Genomic DNA, 19,404 nt, shown 5'->3' with positions numbered 1-19,404 from the left:
GGTCGCCGCGACGGGTACCCGACGGTCGGCAGGAGCCGGCCGGGGGCGGAGAGCGGACGGCCGACCGGCCCTCCGCCGAGGGAAGGACCACAGCGCGATGAGCCTCACCGTCCTGATGAACGCCGGCCCCTGGTTGTCGGTGCCGCCCCCCGGCTACGGCGGGATCGAGAACATCATCGCCACCCTGGTGCCGGAGCTGCGGCGCCTCGGCGTACGGGTGGTGCTGGCCTCGGTGGAGAGCAGCACCCTGCCGGTGGACGAGAAGTTCTCGGTCTTTCCCGACGGGCAGTTCCACGCCCTGCAACGCCCCTACAACCAGGTGTGCGGCGTCTCCCAGGCCCACCTCAACGGGGTGATCCGGCAGCTGCACCACCGCGACGACATCGACCTGGTGCACGACCACGTGGAGGCGGTCGGGCTGGCCACCCTGGCCGCGATGGGGCCGGACGGCCCGCCCGTGCTGCACACCCTGCACTGGGACCTGGCCAAGCACCCCGAGCTCTACGGCAACCTGGACGCCGGTGACCGGGTCCGGGTGAACGGCGTCTCCGCCTCCCAGCTGGCCCGCGCCCCCCGGGCGCTGCGGGAGCACTCGGTGGGGCACGTGCACCTGTCCACCCCGCTGGCCGTTGGCGCGGACCGCACGCCGCGCCCGGAGAAGGGCGACTACGCGATCATCCTGGGGCGGATCAACCCGGGCAAGGGGCAGGACGTGGGCGCCCGGCTGGCCCAGCGGGTCGGGGTGCCGCTGGTGCTCGCCGGCCCGGTCGGGCCGTACCACCGGCCGGAGGACCTGGCCGCCGCCGGGGACGAGGCCCGGCAGAACCCGGACGTGCGCTTCTTCTACGACGAGGTGGCCCCGCACGTCGACGGCGAGCTGGTCCGCTGGGTCGGCACGGTGGCCGGTCAGGACCGCGACGACCTGCTGGCCGGGGCGAAGGCCGCGCTGTTCCCGCTGCGCTGGGAGGAACCGGGCGGCACCGCCGTGGTGGAGTCCCTCGCGCTGGGCACCCCGGTCGTGGCGACCGCCCGCGGCTGCCTGCCCGAGCTGATCGAGCACGGCCGCACCGGCCTGCTCACCACCGACGAGGACGAGCTCGGCGACCTGCTGCTGGCGGCCAGTCTGCTCGACGCGGACGAGTGCCGGCGGGAGGCCGCGGCCCGGTTCACCCCGGCGGTGATGGCGCAGCGCTACGTCGAGCTGTACGAGCGGGTCCGGCACGGCGCCAAGGCCCGGCAGTTGCTGGTCGCCTGAGGCGTACCCCCTGCTCTCACGGGCCCGGACCGGCATGGTCCGGGCCCGTTTGTGGGGCCGGGGGGCGGGAACGCCAGGCCGCGACGGAGGGAGCGCGCGATGGCCGGTCCGATGGCCCACTCCCGGGCCCGGCGCAACCCGGCCGACGGCCGCGCGCCGGTACGCCGGGCCGCCGCCACGGTCGGCACGGTGTTCCTCCTGATCGGGGCCCTGGGGTTCGTGCCCGGGATCACCAGCGACTACGCCGACCTGCGGCTGGCCGGGCACCAGTCCGGCGCCCAGCTGTTCGGGTTGTTCCAGGTGTCGGTGCTGCACAACCTGCTGCACCTGGCCTTCGGCGTGGCCGGGCTGGCGCTGTCGCGCACCGTCCGGCTCGCGCGCGCCTACCTGGTCGGCGGCGGGGCGGTCTACCTGGTGCTGTGGCTCTACGGGCTGGCCGTCGACCATCGCAGCGCGGCGAACGTCATCCCGGTCAACCCCGCCGACGACGTCCTGCACCTCGCGCTCGGCGCGGGAATGCTCGCGCTCGGCGTGCTCGCCCGCCGTGACGGGGATCGCCACTGACCCGGCCACCGTATCCGGTCGGTCCGGTTTCACCCGGAGAAGCCCCGGGTACCTGGCTGGATCTGGGCATGCGAGCGGAATCGAGGGGCCGATGGCGAGCCGGATCACCTGCGAGGTGCGCGACGAGTCACCCGTGACCGTCGTCCACCTGCACGGCGAGCTCGACCTCGGCACGATGCGGTCGGTGCACACCGTGCTGGACCGCTGCCTCTCCGCCCAGCCCGACGCGCTGGTGATCGACTTGGAGGACGTCACCGTCGCCGACCGGCTCGCGCTGTCCGTCTTCGCCGCCACGGCCCGCCAGGCCGCCGGGTGGCCGGCCGTGCCGGTGCTGGTCTGCGCTCCCCCGTCGGACGCGGCCGTCTGGCTCGCCGAGTCCACCACCTGCCGGGTGGTGCCGGTGCACCGGGACTGCGCCGAGGCGACCCGGCTGGCCGGCGAGGTCGCCGCACCCCGGCTGCGGGCCCGGCTGGAGCCGGTGGCGAGCGCCTGCCGGCGCGCCCGGGAGCTGGTCGGCGAGGCCTGCGGCCGGTGGAACGCGCCGGAGCTGGTCGGCCCGGCCTCGCTGGTGCTCAGCGAGCTGGTCGGCAACGTGGTGCGGCACGCGCACACGCCGATGCAGGTGACGCTGACGCTGCGCCGGCCGTACCTGCACGTGGCGGTGACCGACGGCAGCCGCAGCGCGGCGCGGCCGAACAACCCGGGGCTGCGTGCCGAGGGTGGGCGCGGCCTGATGCTGGTCCGGGAATTGGCACAGCGGTGGGGCAGCGCCCCGCTCGCCGACGGAAAGGTCGTCTGGGCGGTCGTGCCGGCGAATTGACCGAAATTCCCTCTCTAGCCTGGTTACATGGGCTGAGGGGCGGGTAGTCGCGCTCGTCCGTTCTGTCGTGACGACGGGGTGAGAAGCCAATGCCCAGACGGGTGACCACGGAGCCGGCACGAGACCGGGGACCGGCGATCCTCGCGCCGGCGCGGTTCGGCGGCTACCCCGGCCCGGTCCGACCGGCGCTGCCGGGCAACCAGGTGATCAAGCTGCTCGGCACCACCGACCACAAGCAGATCGGCCTGCTGTACCTGGTCACCGCGTTCTTGTTCTTCGTGATCGCCGGGATCGAGGCGATGCTGATCCGAGCCGAACTGGCCCGGCCAGGGCTGCAGCTCCTCTCGTCCGAGCAGTACAACCAACTCTTCACCACTCATGGGCTGGCGATGCTGCTGCTCTTCGCCACACCCGCGGCGCTGGGGATGGCCAACTACATCGTCCCGATCCAGATCGGCGCCCCGGACGTCGCGTTTCCCCGGCTGAACGCGTTCGGCTACTGGCTGTTCCTGTTCGGCGGCCTGATGCTGTACGGCAGCTTCGTCACGCCAAGCGGGTCGGCCGACTTCGGGTGGACCGCCTACACGCCGTTGAGCACGGCACAGCACTCCCCCGGCGTCGGGGCAAACATGGTGGTGGTCGGGCTGGTCATCGGCGGTCTGGGCACCATCCTCACCGCCGTCAACCTGGTCACCACCATCATCACGCTGCGCGCGCCCGGGATGACCATGTTCCGGATGCCGATCTTCACGTGGAACATACTGCTCACCAGCGTCCTGGTGCTGCTGGTCTTCCCGCTCCTGGCGGCCGCGCTGCTCGCGCTCGCCGCCGACCGGCTGCTCAACGCGCACGTCTTCGACCCGACCACCGGCGGGCCGATGCTGTGGCAGCATCTGTTCTGGTTCTTCGGCCACCCCGAGGTCTACATCATCGCGATCCCGTTCTTCGGGATCATCACCGAGATCATTCCGGTCTTCTCCCGCAAGCCGATCTTCGGCTACACCGGTCTGGTGCTCGCCACCATCTCGATCACCATCCTGTCGATGACCGTCTGGGCGCACCACATGTTCGGCACCGGCCAGGTGCTGCTGCCGTTCTTCAGCGTTCTCAGCTTCCTCATCGGGGTGCCGACCGGGGTGAAGTTCTTCAACTGGATCGGCACCCTGTGGAAGGGGCAGATCACCTTCGAGACACCGATGCTCTTCGCCGTCGGCTTCCTGGTCACCTTCCTGTTCGGCGGCCTCACCGGCGTACTGCTGGCCAGCCCTCCGCTGGACTTCCACGTGACCGACACCTACTTCGTGGTCGGCCACTTCCACTACGTCCTCTTCGGCACGGTGGTCTTCGCGTTCTTCGGGGGAATCTACTTCTGGTTCCCGAAGATGACCGGCCGGCTGCTCGACGAGCGGCTCGGCAAGATCCACTTCTGGACGATGTTCCTCGGCTTCCACACCACCTTCCTGGTGCAGCACTGGCTGGGCAACGAGGGCATGCCCCGCCGGTACGCCGACTACCTGGCGCAGGACGGCTTCACCACGCTGAACATGGTCTCCAGCATCGGCTCGTTCGTACTCGGCGCGTCCACGTTGTTCTTTATCTACAACGTCTGGAAATCCTGGCGGTACGGGGCGATGGTGAACGTGGACGACCCGTGGGGCTTCGGCAACTCCCTGGAGTGGGCGACGACCTGCCCGCCCCCGCTGCGCAACTTCGACCGGATGCCCCGGATCCGCTCCGAGCGCCCCGCGTTCGACGCCAAGTACGGCCCGCACGTGGCCGACCTGGGCCGGGACCTGCCGCAGCGCACCACCCTCCCGCCCCAGGAGTTCCGCGAGGAGCTGCGACACGAGCGGCACGTCCCGGAGTCGCCGGCGGCCGAGGGTGCGCACGGCGCCCGGGAGGCGGTGGAGTACCAGCCCGCCCCGCAGTCCGGGGCCCGGCCGGTCGAGGTACCGGAGCCGGAGGCGGTGCGCCGGCCCAGCTTCGAGCAGCCCGACGAGCCGGAGGGCAACCCGCTCGACGCCCAGGAGCGCCCGGAGCCGGACGAGCGCTGGCGGCATCCGCACACCAAGGGCGACCCCGAGGAGCACTGACCGGCCGCTCGCGAGCCGACGGGCACGTGGCCGCCACCACCGCGACTCGGTGGTGGCGGCCGCACCGTGTCGCCCCCGTTGCTCCCTCGCGCCGCGGCGGGCGACAACGGTGGATCTTGGACAGTTGCCGTTCGCCGCTGACGGCAACTGTCCAAGATCCACGGGTGCGCGCCAACCTGCCGTCGGCGGCGGGCGGCTCGGCGACAGGGGCGAGTGGCCGCCGGCCAGGTGGGCCTGCGCGCCCACCTGCCTTCCGCGGCGCGCGGCTCAGCGACGCGGCCGAGTGGCCAGCGGCCAGGTGACTCCCGCGCCGACCAGCCGTCCGCGTGCGGCTCGGCGACGCGGCCGAGGGGCCGCCGACCGCTAGCCGCCGGCCGTCGTGACCAAGCCGGCAGCCGGGGCGGCGAGCAATGGTCGCGGGAAACGGGCAGCCGGGCGACCCCGGCACAGGCGCGCCGTGCCGGGGTCGGGCGGCGATGATCAGGCGTCGGCGGTGGCGGGCAGGCCGGCGGCCGTGAGCGACCGGCGTACCGCGGGCTGGACCCGGGTCAGCCGCAGCGGGACGCCGGTGCGCGCCGCCGCGTCACGGCCGGCCATCAGGGCGGCGATCCCGCCGGCGTCGACCCCGCCGGCGCCGTCCAGGTCGACCACCACCTCGCGGGGCTGGCCGGTGACCGCCTCCAGCATCACCCGGCGCAGCTGGTCGGCGCCGTCCCGGTCGATCTCGCCGCCGATTTCGACCACCACCCGGTCGCCGGTGCGCTTGAGCGCGATCCGGTTCCGGCCGGTCTCGCACTCGGCGGCGCCGTTCTGCCAGGGCGGCGGCGCGTCGGCGAGCATCGCCTGGCGCAGCCAGGTCAGCGCCCGGGACAGCAGCCGGGAGACGTGCATCTGGGAGATGCCGAACCGGGCGGCGATCTCCGCCTGGGTCTGGTTGCCGTAGAACCGCATGGCCAGGATGCGCCGTTCCCGCCAGGGCAGCCGGTGCAGCAGCCCGCTGACCGTCACCCGGTCGTCGACGGACTCCAGCGCGTTGTCGGACTCGCCGACCAGGTCGCCGAACTCGGCCGAGCTCTCCCCGCCCACCGGCGCGTTCAGCGAGGCCGGGCTGTAGCCGGCGGCCGACTCCAGCGCGGCGAGGATCTCCTCCTCCGGGGTCTCCAGCCGCGCGGCCAGCTCCGCCACGCTCGGCGCCCGGGACAGCTCGCTGGTCAGCGCCGCGGTGGCCTGCCCGACCTCCAGGATCAGGTCGCGCAGCCGGCGGGGCACGTGCACCCCCCAGGTGCGGTCCCGGAAGTGCCGTTTGATCTCGCCGACGATGGTGATCGCCGCGTACGCGGTGAACGAACCCCGCTCGGGGTCGTACCGGTCGACGGCGTTGACCAGGCCGAGGCGGGCCACCTGCTCCAGGTCCTCCAGCGGCTCGCCGCGCCCCCGGTAGCGGCGGGCCAGCCGGCCGGCGAAGGGCAGGGCGAACCGGACGAGGTCGTCCCGGGCCTCCTGCCGACGCTCCGGTGGCAGGCCCGCGATCCGCGCCGCGTACGCCAGCGCGGCCGCGTCCAGGTCCTCCAGGCCGCGTTCCGTCGGCGGTGGTGTGGTTGTGGTGGTCTGTCCTAACATCCGCGCCTCCCTCAGGAAGGTCCCCCGCCCGGATGGGAGCCGGTCGTGCGCGTGGTCGGGCCACGCACCGGGCCGGAAGTTGGGTCACGTGCCGCGCCGGTGTCACCGGACGCGCGAGAGCGACGACAGCACGCTACGCGGCGTGCTCGGTCCGTCGCAGCGAGCGGTGTTCCCGCTCCGTAGGTACTCAATCACGCGACCCCGGGTTCGCGAGGATGTTTCGGCAGCTCGGTCCGGCCGGTCGGCGGGAAACCGCCGGACGTCCGGTTTCCCGCCGAATTCAGGAGACGGCGAGGCCCATCGGAGCACCGTCCTCCCGCAGCGCGGCGACCGCCTCGGCCACCCCGAGCGGCGGCGGCACCGGCAGGTCGTACGGCTGGTTGCGGAGCACCTCGGTGGCCCGTCGAGTGGGCACCGAGGCGACCGGGTAGCCCCGGGCGGCGGTGCGGTCGAGCGCCCGGCGGCGGCGGCCGAACGCGGCCACGGCGAGCCACTGGGGCAGCCCGGCGAGGGCGGGCGAGCGCATCCCCGGCGACTCCGGCAGCACGTCCACCGAGCTGAACGGCTCGCTGCCGGCCAGCCACAGCTCCACCCCGTCGACGCTGCGCCGGGTGGCGTTCTCGCACCAGTACGGCACCAGCCCCGCCCGCACCACCTGCCACGGGTCGAGCAGCCGGCCGCACTCGACGACCAGCCGGTCGCCGGTCTTGCCGGCCCGCCGCAGCCAGCGCCGGTACAGGTCGGCGACGGCCGCGCTCAGCGCCGTGGGCTGCGGGACGTGCACCTCGTGCAGCCCGTGGCCGTGGCGCCGGCCCCAGTGCCGCGTCCCGTCGATGAAGCCGGGCTCCACCCCGTGCTCGGCGTGCTCGCCGGCGGCGGAGACCTCCGGCGGTTCCCAGTGCCCGCCGTCACCGCCGGCCGATCGGAGCACCTGGCGCAGCGCGTGCGAGTCGGGGTGGAAGTCCACCGGCTCGAGGCCGCTGCCCGGGCAGCCGAGCTGGAAGCTGTGTCCCTGCCCCTCGTCGCTGACCGGCCAGGTGCGCGCGTCGCGGACCACCAGCAGCGACGCGGCGGGCTCCAGCCGGTCGGCCAGGAAGCGGGCGTACGCCTGGGGCAGGGCCTGCCAGCGGGCCACCAGCGACACCGTGGACCCGGCCAGCGCGCCCCGGCTGGCCGGGCAGTGCACCTGCCGCAGGTGCAGCTCGGGGTTGCCAGCCAGCACCCGGGCGGCGAGCGCCGCGCCGTGGTCCAGGGCCGCGCGCGGCCGGTCCACCGCGCCGCGGGTCCAGTGCGCGGTCATCTCGAAGGCGGCGGGCAGCCACGGTACGCCCAGGGCGACTGCCAGGTGCACCGCCGAGGCGTGCGGGGAGCCCAGCACCACCCCGGGGTACCGGCGACGGGGGTACTGGTCGACGAACCACCGGGCGACCCGCTCGGCGTCGACCTCGGCCGTCTGGTCCGGGGTGAGCGCGACCCGACTGGCGGCCCGCGCGGCGGCGGCGCGGCGGACCGGCTCGGGCGCCGCGGTGAACCGGGACAGCGGCGTCGACTGGCCGAGGTCGCCGCAGTCGTCGCCGCGCAGGGCCCGGGTGGTGGCCGCCACCAGTACCCGGGCCGTGCTGCCCGCGGCGACGACCCGGTCGCCGGCCATGCCGGCACCGTCGGCCGTCAGCCCCTTCTGCACCTTGGGCACCGGCCCCACCTTGCCTCGTTCGCTCACCACGCGACCCGGCTTCCCGTCCGGATGGGGTCTAAACGGGCATTGGGGGCAATGCTCGGGTGGGCGACGGTACGCCGGTCCGGGGCGCTCGGGTGAGTCGACGCCCACCGGCGTCCGGCCGCACCGCCGGGTTTCGGCCGGGCTGGCAGGGGCACATCCGGTCCCATGAGCGCCGAGCACCCCACCGCCGACGCGGCGGCCACCATCACCCCCTACGAGGACGGACCGCTGCTGGTCCGGGGCGACTTCGCCCTGGTCACCCCGGACGGGCGCAGCATCGACGCCCGGCGGGGCACGGTGGCGCTGTGCCGGTGCGGCAAGTCGGCGCTGAAGCCGTTCTGCGACGGCACGCACAAGGCGATCAACTTCCGCGCGGGCACCGACCGAAAAGGCTGACCCACCGCCCCCGGAGGGCAGCGGTGCAAACAGCGTGCTGCCGGGACGGCTCAGGCGGCCACGGCCACCCGGGACGGCTCGGCGACGGCCCGCAGCGACGAGCCGCCGGCCGCCCAGCTGTCCAGCAGGTGGCCGGCGAAGAGCCGGTCCACCGCCAGGGCGGCCACCGCGCCGAACAGCACGTCGGCGGCGAGGCCGGGCTCGGTGCGGACCAGTCCGCCGCAGAGGTCGTGCGCGGCGATCTGCTCGTGCACCGCGTCGGCCTCGACGTGCTCGTCGTAGAAGCGGGTGGCCGTCTCGTCCAGCCCGAGGCGGCGCAGGCCGTTGCCGTACCGGCGGTTGGGCAGCGAGGACGTCATCTCGAAGGCGGCGAGGTGACCGAGCAGCGCGCCGCGCAGCCGCCGGTGCAGGCCGAACAGCGAGATCAGGTTGTTGGTGGCCAGGGTTACCGCGGGCACCCGGTCCAGGTACGCCGCGTACCCGGTGTCCAGGTCGAGCCGGCCCAGCGTGCGGCGGAACAGCTCGGCGTGCATCCGGTCCAGCCGGCCGTTGCCGTACTCGTCCATCTGGATCTCCACGAGCGCGGCCTTGGCCGGACCGGCCAGCCGGGGCAGCCCCCAGCTGTGCGGGTCGGCCTCCCGCAGGTGGTAGATCGACCGGTGGGTGACGAACTCACGGAACTGGGCCAGCGTCGCCCGGCGCTGCAGCGCGGCGGCCAGCGACGGGCCGTCGGCGACGGCCACCAGGTTGGCCAGCGCGCGCGGCACCCCGCCGGGCAGCACCGCCGGCAGCGGTCCGACCAGCCGGCGCAGGGCCGCCTCGAAGGGCCGCTCGGCGGCCGACCGCAGCGCCAGCAGCGACGGCTGCCACTCCCAGTCCTCGTCCACCCCCTGCCAGCCCCGGTAGTGCAGCTCGTAGCACAGAAAGAGGGTGAGCTGAAGGTCCTCGTCGACCACCGGGTCCGCCGGGTCGAACTCCGCGCCCAGCCCGGCCGGCAGCTCGTGCGGCGACCGGCGCAGCGCCTCGACCACGGCGGTGGAGACCGGGCCCCGGGGCTGCGGCAGCGGCGCGGGGCCGTAGCGGCGGTCGACGGAGTCGGACATGAAACCTCCCGGTGACGGCTGGGGGTCTCCTGATGCCCTGCCCCGATTGCCCTAAACGAGGTCCTCCGCCTCCACGGTCATCCGGGTGGCGAGCATCCGCTCGCGCACCCGGCGGGCGGCGTCGCCGTCGGCGAAGACCCCCCGCAGGTCGGCCAGCGCCGGTTCCGGCGGGCGCAGCGGCACCTCCGGGTCCACCACCGCCTCCAGCACGCACGGCCGGTCCGCGGCGAGCGCCTCGTCCCAGGCCGCCCCGACCAGGTCCGGCCGGTCGACCCGGACCCCGTGCAACCCGAGCAGCCGGGCCCAGCCCGCGTACGGCACGTCCGGGCGGCGGTGGGTGGCGTCGGTGACCTGCCGGCCGCCGCCCATGCCGGACTGGTCGCGGTTGTTGAGCACCAGCACCACCAGTCGCGGATCCGTCCACTCGTGCCAGCGGTGCGCCACGGTGATCAGCTCGGCGAGGCCGTTGAGCTGCATCGCGCCGTCACCGAGCAACGCGAGCACCGGCTGGTCGGGGTGGGCGAGCTTGGCGGCGAGCGCGTACGGCAGCGCGCAGCCCATCGAGCCGAGCGTTCCGCAGAGCTGCGCGTTCACCCCGGGCGGCAGCTCGAGGTGGCGGGCGTACCAGTAGATGACCGAGCCGACGTCGACGGCGACCGCGCCGCGCCGCGGCAGCCGGTGGGAGAGTTCGTGCAGCACCAGCTGCGGGTTGACCGGCTGGGCGGGCGCTCCGGCCCGGGCGATCGATTCCTGCCGCCAGCGGTCCACCGAGCCCTCGACGGTGGCGCGCCACTGTCGGTTCGGCTGGTCGTGCACCCGGGTGAGCAGCGCGCGCAGCGTCTCGGCGGCGTCGCCGACCAGCGGCACGTCGACCGGGTAGCGGGTGCCGATCCGCCGCCCGTCGATGTCGATCTGAACGGTCCGGGTCTGCCCGGCCATCGGGAAGTAGTCGGTCCACGGGTCGTTCGTGCCGACCAGCAGCAGCGTGTCGGCGCCGCCCATCAGCTGCGCGGCGGCGGTGGTGCCGGCCTCGCCGAGCACCCCGGTGTGGAACGGCAGCCGCTCGTCGAGCACCGGCTTGCCCAGCAGCGAGGTGGCCACCCCGGCGCCGAGCCGGTCGGCCAGGGCCACGACCTCGTCCTCCGCGCCCCGGGCGCCCTGACCGACCAGGATCGCCACCCGCTGCCCGATGGTGAGCAACGACGCGGCGGCGTCCAGGTCCGCGTCGTGCGGCAGCACCCGGGCCAGCGGCTCCCCCGGCGTCGCGGTCAGCACCCCGGCCGCCTGCGGCTGGAGATCGGGTACGACGGTCCTCTGCAAGTCCCGGGGCAGCACCACACAGGTGGGGCTGCGGGTGGCCGCGGCGGTCCGGAACGCCTGGTCCAGCAGGGCCACCACCTGCCCCGGGGCGCGGCCGTAGCGGACGAACTGGTTGCACACGTCGCCGAAGAGCCGGCTCAGCCCGATCTCCTCGTGCGCGCCGCCCAGCGGGCCGGTGACGTCCTCCCCGACGATCGCCACCACCGGCTTGCTGTCCAGCTTGGCGTCGTACAGGCCGTTGAGCAGGTGCACCGCGCTGGGGCCCTGGGTGGCCAGGCAGACGCCGATCCCACCGGTGAACTTGGCGTGCCCGGTGGCCATGAACGAGGCGGTCTCCTCGTGGCGGGCCGGCACGAACTCCGGGTCACCCCCGGCGGCGTCCAGCGCCTCGACGAGCGGGGCGATGGACTCGCCCGGGTAGCCGAAGGCGCGGGGCACCCGCCAGGCCCGCAACCGGTCCACCACCAGGTCCGCGACCGTCCGGTCAGCCATTGCCGCGCCCGGGGGTGCCGGCGTCGACGTAGCGCAGCACCGCGCCGATGCCGTCGGTCAGGTCGGGTGCCTCGTCCCGGCCGAGGACAGCCAGCTCGGCGTCGGTGCCGACCAGGGCGCGGACCAGGGCCGCGTCGGCCCGGACCTGCTGCGGGTCGCGCACCGCGGCGAGTTGCCCCGGCTCGATGGCGATGTCGGTCGGCTCCGGACCGATCCAGAGCTGACCGGTCGCCGACGGATCGTCGACGATGAGCATGGTGTCGACCTGGTTGCGCTGCAGGGCGGCCACCACGGCCTCCAGCCCGGCACCCACGTCCTCCTGCATGCCGAAGCGGTCGAGGGCGGCGTTGACGTGCTGCTCGGCGACCTCGGCGATGGCCTGCACGGTGATGTCGTCCATCAACTGCGGGTCGGCACCGCCGGCGCGCTTGCCCGCGTCGGTACGGACCATCGCGTCCTGCCAGCGGTCCGGCAGCTGCGCGGCGATCATGCCGGTGGCCCGGACGTCCCCGGCCACCACCACCACCTCGGCGCCGACCTGCTCGGCCAACTGGACGGTGGCCGCGACGGCGTCGCCGGCGTTGTGGTGCCACGCCTCCATGGCGGCGCGCTGGTAGCGCGACTGCGACCAGCCGCCCGGCTGGACCCGGCGCAGCTGGTAGCTCTCCCGGCCGGCGATCTGCGCCCGGCGGGGCACCCCACCGGCGCTGATCGCGATCGCCTCGGCGCCGGACCGGTCGGCCAGCACCCGGACCCAGGCGATCTGCTCGCCCCGCGAGGCGACCAGCGGCATGGTGTGCGGCAGGGCGGACCAGACGGCCAGGTCCTTGAACGGTGGCGCGCTGAGGTACTCGGTGAGCACCACCCGGCCACCGGTGGCGAAGATCGCCACGCCGTAGTCGCCGGGCATCGGGTCGTGCCCACGCACCACCTGCCCGACCGCCTCGACGGTCGCCGCGTCGGCGCCCTGCTCCAGCAGGCGCCCCTTGACGGCCCGCCAGCGGAGGTCCACCTGGGGATGGGCGTCGTGGGTGTCCCTGGAAGCGTCCAGGTAGACCGAGCACCACGGCCCGGGACGGTCGTAGAGCGGGCGCAGGAAGGACAGCTGCATGCTCGAGACCCCTTTCCAGCTCGGCCGCACGCTTACCCGCGCCGCCGGGGATGTCACCTCGCCGGCACGACGGCGTGACCCGGGTTCATTCACGTCGTTCGACCGGGGCGACCGCTACCATCAGTGCACGTATCCGGACTCTCGGTGGTGGCCATGGACAGCGATCTCCGGCTCCGCGTCGTGCATCCGACGCAGCGGATCCTCACCGGGCGGGTCGTCCGGTTGCTGGAGGGATATCCCCGCGAGGTGCGGGTCGGCCAGCCGGTGCTGGTGGCGGTGCTGACCGCGGCGAGCGTGGTGGGGCTGCTGATGCTGCTGGTGCGCAGCCTGCTCTCCACCGGCGGCTGGGGCGGCGGCGGGCGGCGCGGCTGGAAGGACCTGAAGAAGGGCCCGGAGTTCCTCGTCACCCCGCTGCGGGTGCGCGACGCCGTCGGCCTGCTCTACGAGGTGGAGCTGCACGGCCACCTGCCGCAGAGCGCGCTGCACCCGGCCGACCACGTGCAGCTGACCCTGCGCCGGCAGGCCGACGCGGACCTGCCGCCCCGGGTGGAGCGGATCGTCAACGTCACCACCGGGCAGCTGCTCACCCCGCGCACCGCGACCGTCTGGTCGCACCTGGGGCCGCCACTGCTGCTCCAGGCGCTGCTCGGCGCGCTGCTGCTCGCCGGCGTGGCGGCCTGCTCGGTGGTCACCGGCTGAGGAGTTTCCCGGCCCGCCGCCCCGGGCACCGGGGAGGCCATGTTTGCCGGATTCGCCCTGGAGCAGATCGACGTCGGCCCGGTCCGGCTGCGGGTACGGCACGGCGGGTACGGCCCGCCGGTGGTGCTGCTGCATGGGCACCCGCGTACCCACGCCACCTGGCACCGGGTGGCGCCGCTGCTCGCCGACCGGTTCACCGTGATCTGCCCGGACCTGCGCGGTTACGGTGGCTCGTCGAAGCCGCCGGCCGGCCCCGACCACGCCGGGTACGCAAAGCGGGCGATGGCGGCCGACGTCGTCGGCCTGCTCGACGCCCTCGGCCACGACCGGGCGGCGGTCGTCGGCCACGACCGGGGCTGCTACGTGGCGATGCGCACGGCGCTGGACCACCCGGGCCGGGTGAGCCGGCTCGGCGTCCTGGACGGGGTGCCGATCGGCGAGGCGCTGGCCCGCTGCGACGCCCGCTTCGCCGCCCGCTGGTGGCACTGGTTCTTCCTGGCCCAGTCGGACAAGCCGGCCGAGCGGGTGATCAACGCCGACCCCGACGCCTGGTACGGCGGCTCCCCCGCCGAGATGGGTGCGGAGGCGTACGCCGACTACCACCGGGCCATCCACGACCCGGCGACGGTGCACGCGATGTGCGAGGACTACCGGGCCGGCCTCGGCCCGGACCGGGCGGCCGACGAGGCCGACCGGGCCGCCGGGCGGCGGATCGACTGCCCGGTGCTGTTCTGTTTCTCCACCCGCGACGACATGGAGGAGCTGTACGGCGACCCGGCCGCGATCTGGCGCGAGTGGGCCCCGGACCTGCGGGTGGCGTCCGTCGACTCCGGGCACCACATGGCCGAGGAGGCGCCGGAGCAGCTCGCCGCCGTGCTGGGCGCGTTCCTGGCGGCCGAGGGCAGTTAGCCGACCGGGGTGAGCGGGCGGGCCGGCTCGGGGGCGGCGCGGAGCATGCCCCGCCGCTGGGCCCAGCGCTCGAAGAACAGCGTGGCGAACGGCGGCACAGCGCTGACCAGCGCGACGGCGGTGACCGGCAGGCTCCACCGGTGGGTACGGGCCATCACCAGCACCAGCAGCCCGTAGGCGACGAAGAGTCCGCCGTGGATCGGCCCGAAGATCTTGACGCCGATCTCGTTGGCCGGCGGGCCGTACTTGACGGCCATGCCGACCAGCAGGGCCAGCCAGGAGCACGCCTCGGCGATCGCCGCCGCCACGAACAGCCGGGTCGTCTTCTCACGCATCGCGCCATGCTAACCAGCCGGGTCGCTCGACCCGGGGCGGAACCGCAGCTGAGGGACGGGGATCACGGAGGCCGCGAATGGGTAGGTAAGAGTCCTTCGGGTCTTCCCCGCCCGCGCCGGAACGTGCGAGGTTTGGGGGAACCAACGGTGACAGGGTGGTGACCAATGGGCGAAGACGTCGGCGCGCGGACCTTCAGCCGAGAGGACCGGGCCCGCTACCGCGAGAAGGTACGCCGTTGCCTGGACGTCTTCGCCGAGATGCTGCGCGAGTCGCGGTTCGACGTGGAGCGGCCGATGACCGGGCTGGAGATCGAGCTGAACCTGGTCGACGAGGAGTCGATGCCGGCGATGCGCAACGCCGACGTGCTCGCCGCCGTCGCCGACCCCAGCTTCCAGACCGAGCTGGGGCAGTTCAACGTCGAGATCAACGTGGCGCCCCGCCGGCTCGCCGGCACCGGCACCGCCGAGTTCGAGGAGAACGTCCGGGCCAGCCTGAACGCGGCCGAGCAGAAGGCCCGCACGGTCGGCGCGCACATGGTGATGATCGGCATCCTGCCCACCCTGCGCCCGGAGCACCTCACCGCCGCGACGCTGTCGCAGAACCCGCGCTACGAGCTGCTCAACGAGCAGATCTTCGCCGCTCGGGGCGAGGACCTGCGGATCTCGATCAACGGGGTGGAGCGGTTGGCGACCACCGCGGACACCATCACCCCGGAGGCGGCCTGCACCAGCACCCAGTTCCACCTCCAGGTCAGCCCGGCGCAGTTCGCCGACCACTGGAACGCCGCCCAGGCGGTCGCCGGCATCCAGGTGGCGCTCGGCGCGAACTCGCCGCTGTTCTTCGGCCGGGAGCTGTGGCGGGAGACCCGCATCCCGCTGTTCCAGCAGGCCACCGACACCCGCTCGGAGGAGATCAAGGCCCAGGGGGTACGCCCCCGCGTCTGGTTCGGCGAACGCTGGATCACCAGCGTGTTCGACCTGTTCGAGGAGAACGTCCGGTACTTCCCCGCGCTGCTGCCGGTCTGCGACCCGGAGGACCCGGCCGAGGCGCTGGCCGCCGGCGGGGTGCCGAAGCTGGCCGAGCTGCGGCTGCACAACGGCACCGTCTACCGGTGGAACCGGCCGGTCTACGACGTGCTCAAGGGCCGCCCGCACCTGCGGGTGGAGAACCGGGTGCTGCCGGCCGGGCCGACGGTGCTGGACACCGTCGCCAACGGCGCGTTCTACTTCGGGCTGGTCCGGGCCCTGGCGGAGTCCGACCGTCCGCTGTGGTCGCAGATGTCGTTCAGCGCCGCGGAGGAGAACTTCACCAACTGCGCCCGGCACGGGATCGACGCGCAGGTCTACTGGCCCGGCCTGGGCTACCTGCCGGTGACCGAGCTGGTGCTGCGGCGGCTGCTGCCGCTGGCGTACCACGGGCTGGACCGGTGGGGGGTGGACCCGGCCGAGCGCGACCGGCTGCTCAGCATCATCGAGCAGCGCTGCCTGACCGGGCGCAACGGGGCGACGTGGCAGGTGGAGACCCTGCACCGGCTGGAGTCCGCCGACCACCTGGACCGGCCGGCGGCGCTGCGCGAGGTGGTCCGCCACTACGTGGACCTGATGCACAGCAACCGCCCGGTGCACGAGTGGCCGCTGCCCTGAGCGGATCAGCCTCAGGGTGACGGATCCTCGCGCAGCCCCGCGCCGTCAGACCTTGAGCACCACCTTGGTGCAGTCGTTTTGCTTCTTCTGGAAGATCTTGTAGCCCTTGGCCGCGTCCTTCAGCGGCATCCGGTGGCTGACGACGAAGCTCGGGTCGATCTCGCCCTTCACGATCCGCGCCAGCAGTGGCCGGGTGTAGCGCTGCACGTGGCACTGCCCGGTCCGCATGATCAGCGAGCGGTTCATGAACGCGCCCATCGGGAACTTGTCCACGAACCCGCCGTACGCCCCGATCACCGAGACCACTCCCCCGCTGCGGCAGGCCAGGATCGCCTCGCGCAGCGCGAACGGCCGCTCGGTCTCCAGCCGCCCGGCCTGCTTCACCCGGTCGTAGGCGTACATCGCGGCGTTGCCGTGGTGCCCCTCCAGCCCGACCGCGTCGATGCAGGCGTCCGGGCCCAGGCCGGCGGTGAGCCGGTTCAGCTCGTCCAGCACGTCGAGCTGCTCGTAGTTGATCGTCTCCGCGCCGGCCCGCTCGGCGGCGAGCCGCAGCCGGTACGGGTCCCGGTCGATCACGATGACCCGCTCCGCGCCGAGCAGCCGGGCGCTGGCGGCGGCGAGGAGGCCGACCGGCCCGGCGCCCCAGACCGCGACCACGTCGCCGGGGGTGATGTCGCACATCTCCGCCCCCATGTAGGCGGTGGGGAAGACGTCGGCGAGCATCAGCGCCTGGTCGTCGGGCACCTCGTCGGGGATCTTGATCGGGCCGACGTCGGCGAACGGCACCCGGGCGTACTCGGCTTGGCCGCCGGCGTACCCGCCGAGCAGGTGGCTGTAGCCGAAGATGCCGGCCGGCGAGTGGCCCATGATCTTCTCGGCGATGCCGGCGTTGGGATTGGAGTTCTCGCAGACCGAGTAGCGGCCCTGCTGGCAGGAGGCGCAGTTGCCGCACGCGATGGGGAACGGCACCACCACCCGGTCGCCGACGGCGAGGTTGTCCACCTCCGGGCCGACCTCGACCACCTCGCCCATGAACTCGTGGCCGAGGATGTCGCCCTTGCGCTGGGCGGGGATGTACCCGTGGTAGAGGTGCAGGTCGGAGCCGCAGATCGCCGTCGAGCTGACCTTCACGATGGCGTCCCGGGCGTTCATGATGCGCGGGTCGGGCACGTCGACGACCTTGACGCTGTCCTTGCCCGTCCAGGTGGTGGCTCTCATCGTCCTTCCTTCCCGGTGGCGCTCAGCGGGCCGGCAACGGCTGGGCGGGACGTTGCTTGAGCTGCTGGTGCAGGGTGATCCCCTGCGGGCTGGCGTCGGAGCGGACCACCTCACCGGTCTCCAGCACCTGCTTGAACCGGCGCAGGTCGTCGCGGATCTGCTGCTCCGGCTCCTCGCCGAAGAGCTTCGCCACCGCGCGGCCGAGCCGCCCGGCGGGCGGGGCGTACCCCAGCTCCACCCGGACCTCGGTGCCCCGGTCGCCGGGGGCCGGCACGAAGCGGACCCGGCCGGCGTTGGGCACCTGGGCGCCGGGCAGCGAACGCCAGGCGATCAGCTCGTCCGGACGGTCCTCGACGATCTCGGCGTCCCAGCCGACCAGCCGGCCGGCGGGGCCCCGTGCGGTCCAGTGCGAGCGGCGCAGGTCGTCGGCGCGGACGGACTCCAGGTGCGCCATGAAGCGGGGCAGGTTTTCCAGGTCCCGCCAGAACCGGTACGCCTCCGACGCCGGCCGGTTGACGGTGACGCCGACCGCCATGAGGATCAGCCGTTCCCGGGCCCGGCGGGCCCGGCCGGCGCGGACGGCGGCGAGCAGGTCGACGACGGCGATCCCGGCGACGACGGCGGTGGCCATGGCGACCCGCCGACGCCGCTCGCCGCACCGGTCGGCCAGTGCCCGGCCGAGCAGGGTCAGGTCGGCCGCGTCTCCGGCCACCCGGGTCCAGGCCCAGCCACCGGGGCGACGCCCGGTGAGCAGCCCGGCGGCGTGCCCCAGTTCCCGGGCGGCCACCGCCGGGATGACGCCCGCCGCGTGCGGGGAGTCGTCCACCCCGGTCAGCCGGGCCCACCGCGCGCGGGGCGAGCAGGCCGCCCGCGCCGAGGGCGAGACTGACCACGCCCAGCAGCCGGGGCAGACGGGTGCCCCGGCCCTTGCCTTCCAACTCGTCCAGCACCGTCGGTTCGGTCCTGTCCACGTCCGCACCACCGTCGCTCGGCCGTGACCGCCCACGGGACGGCCCGGCGGCCGGAAGCCGCCACGCCTGACGCTATGCCCACCAATCGCCCCACGAGCCCCGAATCAACACGAAACCCGGACGTAGCTCCGGACGGGGCGGGCGAGGATCGGGCCGGCTGGTCAGCAGGCGTCGTCCCGCACCGCATGGCGGTCGGCAACGCTCCAGACGCCGTCGGATGTGGCACGATCTCATAGGTGACCAGCAGATCCCCCGAGGCGCAGCGCCTGAGCGACCTCGCGCGGCTGCGCCGGGTCCGCGACCGGATCGACCGGGAGTACGCGCAGCCGCTGGACGTCGAGGCGCTCGCCCGCGGTGCCAACATGTCAGCCGGGCACCTCAGCCGCCAGTTCCGGCAGGCCTACGGCGAGTCGCCGTACTCCTATCTCATGACGCGGCGCGTCGAGCGCGCCATGGCGCTGCTGCGTCGTGGCGACCTCAGCGTCACCGATGTCTGCTTCGCGGTCGGCTGCTCGTCGCTGGGCACCTTCAGCACCCGCTTCACCGAGTTGGTGGGTGTGCCGCCGAGCACCTATCGGGCCGAGCAGGCTCGCGCGACGGCGGAGATGCCGCCGTGCATCTCGAAACAGGTGACCAGACCGGTCAGGAATCGAGAAGCACGGGCCAGGTAGCCGCAAATAGCGTGACCGCCATGAACATCAGCATTCACTACGCCTTCCTCCCGCACACCGACGCGGACGCCGCCCTGGCCTTCTATCGCGACACCCTCGGCTTCGAGGTCCGCAACGACGTCGGGTACGACGGGATGCGGTGGATCACGGTCGGTCCCCCCGATCAGCCGGGTACGTCCATCGTCCTGCACCCGCCGGCCGCCGATCCCAGCATCACCGACGACGAGCGCCGTACCATCCTGGAACTGATCGCCAAGGGCAGCTACCTCGCCATCACCCTGGCCACCGACGACCTCGACGGCGTCTTCGAGCGGCTGCGGGCCAGCGGCGCCGAGGTCGTCCAGGAGCCGACCGAGCAGCCGTACGGGGTTCGCGACTGCGCCTTCCGCGATCCCACCGGCAACCTGATCCGGATCAACGAGCTGCGCTGAGCCGTCCGGCTGTCGGCGCGCGGTGACCGAGA

The 19,404-nt window shown here is 73.7% G+C and carries 18 protein-coding genes; 10 read left to right on the top strand and 8 right to left on the bottom strand.

The features are described from left to right. The first annotated feature begins 97 nt into the window (after positions 1-97). The 4 genes from ACTWM8_RS13695 to ctaD all read left to right on the top strand — a co-directional run bounded on the left by ACTWM8_RS13695 (position 98) and on the right by ctaD (position 4,732). Positions 98-1,255 carry a glycosyltransferase gene (locus ACTWM8_RS13695; RefSeq protein WP_446214155.1) on the top strand — a complete coding sequence of 386 codons (1,158 nt, stop codon included), beginning with the start codon at positions 98-100 and terminating at the stop codon, positions 1,253-1,255. A 99-nt stretch (positions 1,256-1,354) separates the two neighbouring features. Next, entirely contained in the window at positions 1,355-1,819 is a 465-nt protein-coding gene (locus ACTWM8_RS13690) for a DUF4383 domain-containing protein (RefSeq protein WP_446214154.1), read from the top strand. A gap of 91 nt (positions 1,820-1,910) precedes the next feature. After that, complete coding sequence (locus ACTWM8_RS13685) at positions 1,911-2,639, top strand: ATP-binding protein (RefSeq protein ID WP_446214153.1); 729 nt, start codon at positions 1,911-1,913, stop codon at positions 2,637-2,639. An 89-nt stretch (positions 2,640-2,728) separates the two neighbouring features. Beyond that, positions 2,729-4,732 carry an aa3-type cytochrome oxidase subunit I gene (gene ctaD, locus ACTWM8_RS13680; RefSeq protein ID WP_446214152.1) on the top strand — a complete coding sequence of 668 codons (2,004 nt, stop codon included), beginning with the start codon at positions 2,729-2,731 and terminating at the stop codon, positions 4,730-4,732. 480 nt (positions 4,733-5,212) lie between these two features. Here the strand turns inward: ctaD and ACTWM8_RS13675 are convergent, their stop codons facing one another. Both ACTWM8_RS13675 and ACTWM8_RS13670 read right to left on the bottom strand, forming a co-directional pair. Next, positions 5,213-6,352 carry a SigB/SigF/SigG family RNA polymerase sigma factor gene (locus tag ACTWM8_RS13675; protein ID WP_446214151.1) on the bottom strand — a complete coding sequence of 380 codons (1,140 nt, stop codon included), beginning with the start codon at positions 6,350-6,352 and terminating at the stop codon, positions 5,213-5,215. A gap of 280 nt (positions 6,353-6,632) precedes the next feature. Further along, complete coding sequence (locus tag ACTWM8_RS13670) at positions 6,633-8,003, bottom strand: hypothetical protein (protein ID WP_446214546.1); 1,371 nt, start codon at positions 8,001-8,003, stop codon at positions 6,633-6,635. 234 nt (positions 8,004-8,237) lie between these two features. Here ACTWM8_RS13670 and ACTWM8_RS13665 point away from each other — a divergent pair, with 234 nt between their 5' ends. Then, entirely contained in the window at positions 8,238-8,468 is a 231-nt protein-coding gene (locus ACTWM8_RS13665) for a CDGSH iron-sulfur domain-containing protein (RefSeq protein WP_446214150.1), read from the top strand. Positions 8,469-8,518: 50 nt separating this feature from the next. Here ACTWM8_RS13665 and ACTWM8_RS13660 read toward each other — a convergent pair whose 3' ends face one another. The 3 genes from ACTWM8_RS13660 to ACTWM8_RS13650 are packed head-to-tail and all read right to left on the bottom strand — an operon-like array spanning position 8,519 to position 12,494. Further along, positions 8,519-9,571 carry an iron-containing redox enzyme family protein gene (locus ACTWM8_RS13660; RefSeq protein ID WP_446214149.1) on the bottom strand — a complete coding sequence of 351 codons (1,053 nt, stop codon included), beginning with the start codon at positions 9,569-9,571 and terminating at the stop codon, positions 8,519-8,521. Positions 9,572-9,622: 51 nt separating this feature from the next. Then, complete coding sequence (locus tag ACTWM8_RS13655) at positions 9,623-11,383, bottom strand: thiamine pyrophosphate-binding protein (protein WP_446214148.1); 1,761 nt, start codon at positions 11,381-11,383, stop codon at positions 9,623-9,625. Next, complete coding sequence (locus ACTWM8_RS13650) at positions 11,376-12,494, bottom strand: baeRF2 domain-containing protein (protein WP_446214147.1); 1,119 nt, start codon at positions 12,492-12,494, stop codon at positions 11,376-11,378. Before ACTWM8_RS13650 ends, ACTWM8_RS13655 begins: the two co-directional genes overlap by 8 nt. Before the next feature lie 144 nt (positions 12,495-12,638). Here ACTWM8_RS13650 and ACTWM8_RS13645 point away from each other — a divergent pair, with 144 nt between their 5' ends. Continuing rightward, the gene (locus ACTWM8_RS13645; RefSeq protein WP_446214545.1) at positions 12,639-13,193 is read left to right on the top strand and encodes a hypothetical protein; all 555 of its coding nucleotides are present in this window, start codon (positions 12,639-12,641) and stop codon (positions 13,191-13,193) included. A gap of 39 nt (positions 13,194-13,232) precedes the next feature. Then, on the top strand, positions 13,233-14,102 hold the full coding sequence (locus ACTWM8_RS13640) for an alpha/beta fold hydrolase (protein ID WP_446214146.1): 870 nt from the start codon (positions 13,233-13,235) through the stop codon (positions 14,100-14,102). Here ACTWM8_RS13640 and ACTWM8_RS13635 read toward each other — a convergent pair. Continuing rightward, positions 14,099-14,437, bottom strand: coding sequence for a DUF3817 domain-containing protein (locus ACTWM8_RS13635; RefSeq protein WP_446214145.1), 339 nt, complete (start codon positions 14,435-14,437; stop codon positions 14,099-14,101). The two genes, ACTWM8_RS13640 and ACTWM8_RS13635, sit on opposite strands and share 4 nt — an antisense overlap. A gap of 165 nt (positions 14,438-14,602) precedes the next feature. Here ACTWM8_RS13635 and ACTWM8_RS13630 point away from each other — a divergent pair, with 165 nt between their 5' ends. Beyond that, entirely contained in the window at positions 14,603-16,081 is a 1,479-nt protein-coding gene (locus tag ACTWM8_RS13630) for a glutamate--cysteine ligase (protein ID WP_446214144.1), read from the top strand. 45 nt (positions 16,082-16,126) lie between these two features. On the opposite strand, the gene ACTWM8_RS13625 is transcribed toward ACTWM8_RS13630, so the two are convergent. Continuing rightward, complete coding sequence (locus ACTWM8_RS13625; RefSeq protein WP_446214143.1) at positions 16,127-17,299, bottom strand: zinc-dependent alcohol dehydrogenase; 1,173 nt, start codon at positions 17,297-17,299, stop codon at positions 16,127-16,129. Between the two features lie 22 nt (positions 17,300-17,321). Next, a complete protein-coding gene (locus tag ACTWM8_RS13620; RefSeq protein ID WP_446214142.1) occupies positions 17,322-18,125 on the bottom strand; it encodes an SRPBCC family protein in 804 nt (267 codons plus the stop codon). A 381-nt stretch (positions 18,126-18,506) separates the two neighbouring features. Here ACTWM8_RS13620 and ACTWM8_RS13615 point away from each other — a divergent pair, with 381 nt between their 5' ends. Together ACTWM8_RS13615 and ACTWM8_RS13610 are read left to right on the top strand one after the other, a co-directional pair. Further along, positions 18,507-18,941, top strand: a complete 435-nt coding sequence (locus tag ACTWM8_RS13615; RefSeq protein ID WP_446214141.1) for a helix-turn-helix transcriptional regulator — start codon at positions 18,507-18,509, stop codon at positions 18,939-18,941. Between the two features lie 20 nt (positions 18,942-18,961). Next, positions 18,962-19,372 carry a VOC family protein gene (locus ACTWM8_RS13610; protein ID WP_446214140.1) on the top strand — a complete coding sequence of 137 codons (411 nt, stop codon included), beginning with the start codon at positions 18,962-18,964 and terminating at the stop codon, positions 19,370-19,372. Positions 19,373-19,404: the final 32 nt, after the last annotated feature.

The organism is Micromonospora sp. IBSANI012 (genome assembly GCF_052814045.1).
The sequence above is the reverse complement of the archived record's forward strand: the minus strand, read 5'-3'. Positions and strand labels throughout refer to the sequence as shown.

Bases quoted from the DNA above. Each gene is read 5' to 3' on its own strand.
- ACTWM8_RS13655 (WP_446214148.1), bottom strand. From the start codon at position 11,383: ATGGCTGACCGGACGGTCGCGGACCTGGTGGTGGACCGGTTGCGGGCC.
- ACTWM8_RS13685 (WP_446214153.1), top strand. From the start codon at position 1,911: ATGGCGAGCCGGATCACCTGCGAGGTGCGCGACGAGTCACCCGTGACC.
- ctaD (WP_446214152.1), top strand. From the start codon at position 2,729: ATGCCCAGACGGGTGACCACGGAGCCGGCACGAGACCGGGGACCGGCG.
- ACTWM8_RS13635 (WP_446214145.1), bottom strand. From the start codon at position 14,437: ATGCGTGAGAAGACGACCCGGCTGTTCGTGGCGGCGGCGATCGCCGAG.
- ACTWM8_RS13695 (WP_446214155.1), top strand. From the start codon at position 98: ATGAGCCTCACCGTCCTGATGAACGCCGGCCCCTGGTTGTCGGTGCCG.
- ACTWM8_RS13675 (WP_446214151.1), bottom strand. From the start codon at position 6,352: ATGTTAGGACAGACCACCACAACCACACCACCGCCGACGGAACGCGGC.
- ACTWM8_RS13690 (WP_446214154.1), top strand. From the start codon at position 1,355: ATGGCCGGTCCGATGGCCCACTCCCGGGCCCGGCGCAACCCGGCCGAC.
- ACTWM8_RS13670 (WP_446214546.1), bottom strand. From the start codon at position 8,003: ATGGCCGGCGACCGGGTCGTCGCCGCGGGCAGCACGGCCCGGGTACTG.
- ACTWM8_RS13630 (WP_446214144.1), top strand. From the start codon at position 14,603: ATGGGCGAAGACGTCGGCGCGCGGACCTTCAGCCGAGAGGACCGGGCC.
- ACTWM8_RS13625 (WP_446214143.1), bottom strand. From the start codon at position 17,299: ATGAGAGCCACCACCTGGACGGGCAAGGACAGCGTCAAGGTCGTCGAC.
- ACTWM8_RS13650 (WP_446214147.1), bottom strand. From the start codon at position 12,494: ATGCAGCTGTCCTTCCTGCGCCCGCTCTACGACCGTCCCGGGCCGTGG.
- ACTWM8_RS13640 (WP_446214146.1), top strand. From the start codon at position 13,233: ATGTTTGCCGGATTCGCCCTGGAGCAGATCGACGTCGGCCCGGTCCGG.
- ACTWM8_RS13665 (WP_446214150.1), top strand. From the start codon at position 8,238: ATGAGCGCCGAGCACCCCACCGCCGACGCGGCGGCCACCATCACCCCC.
- ACTWM8_RS13610 (WP_446214140.1), top strand. From the start codon at position 18,962: ATGAACATCAGCATTCACTACGCCTTCCTCCCGCACACCGACGCGGAC.
- ACTWM8_RS13660 (WP_446214149.1), bottom strand. From the start codon at position 9,571: ATGTCCGACTCCGTCGACCGCCGCTACGGCCCCGCGCCGCTGCCGCAG.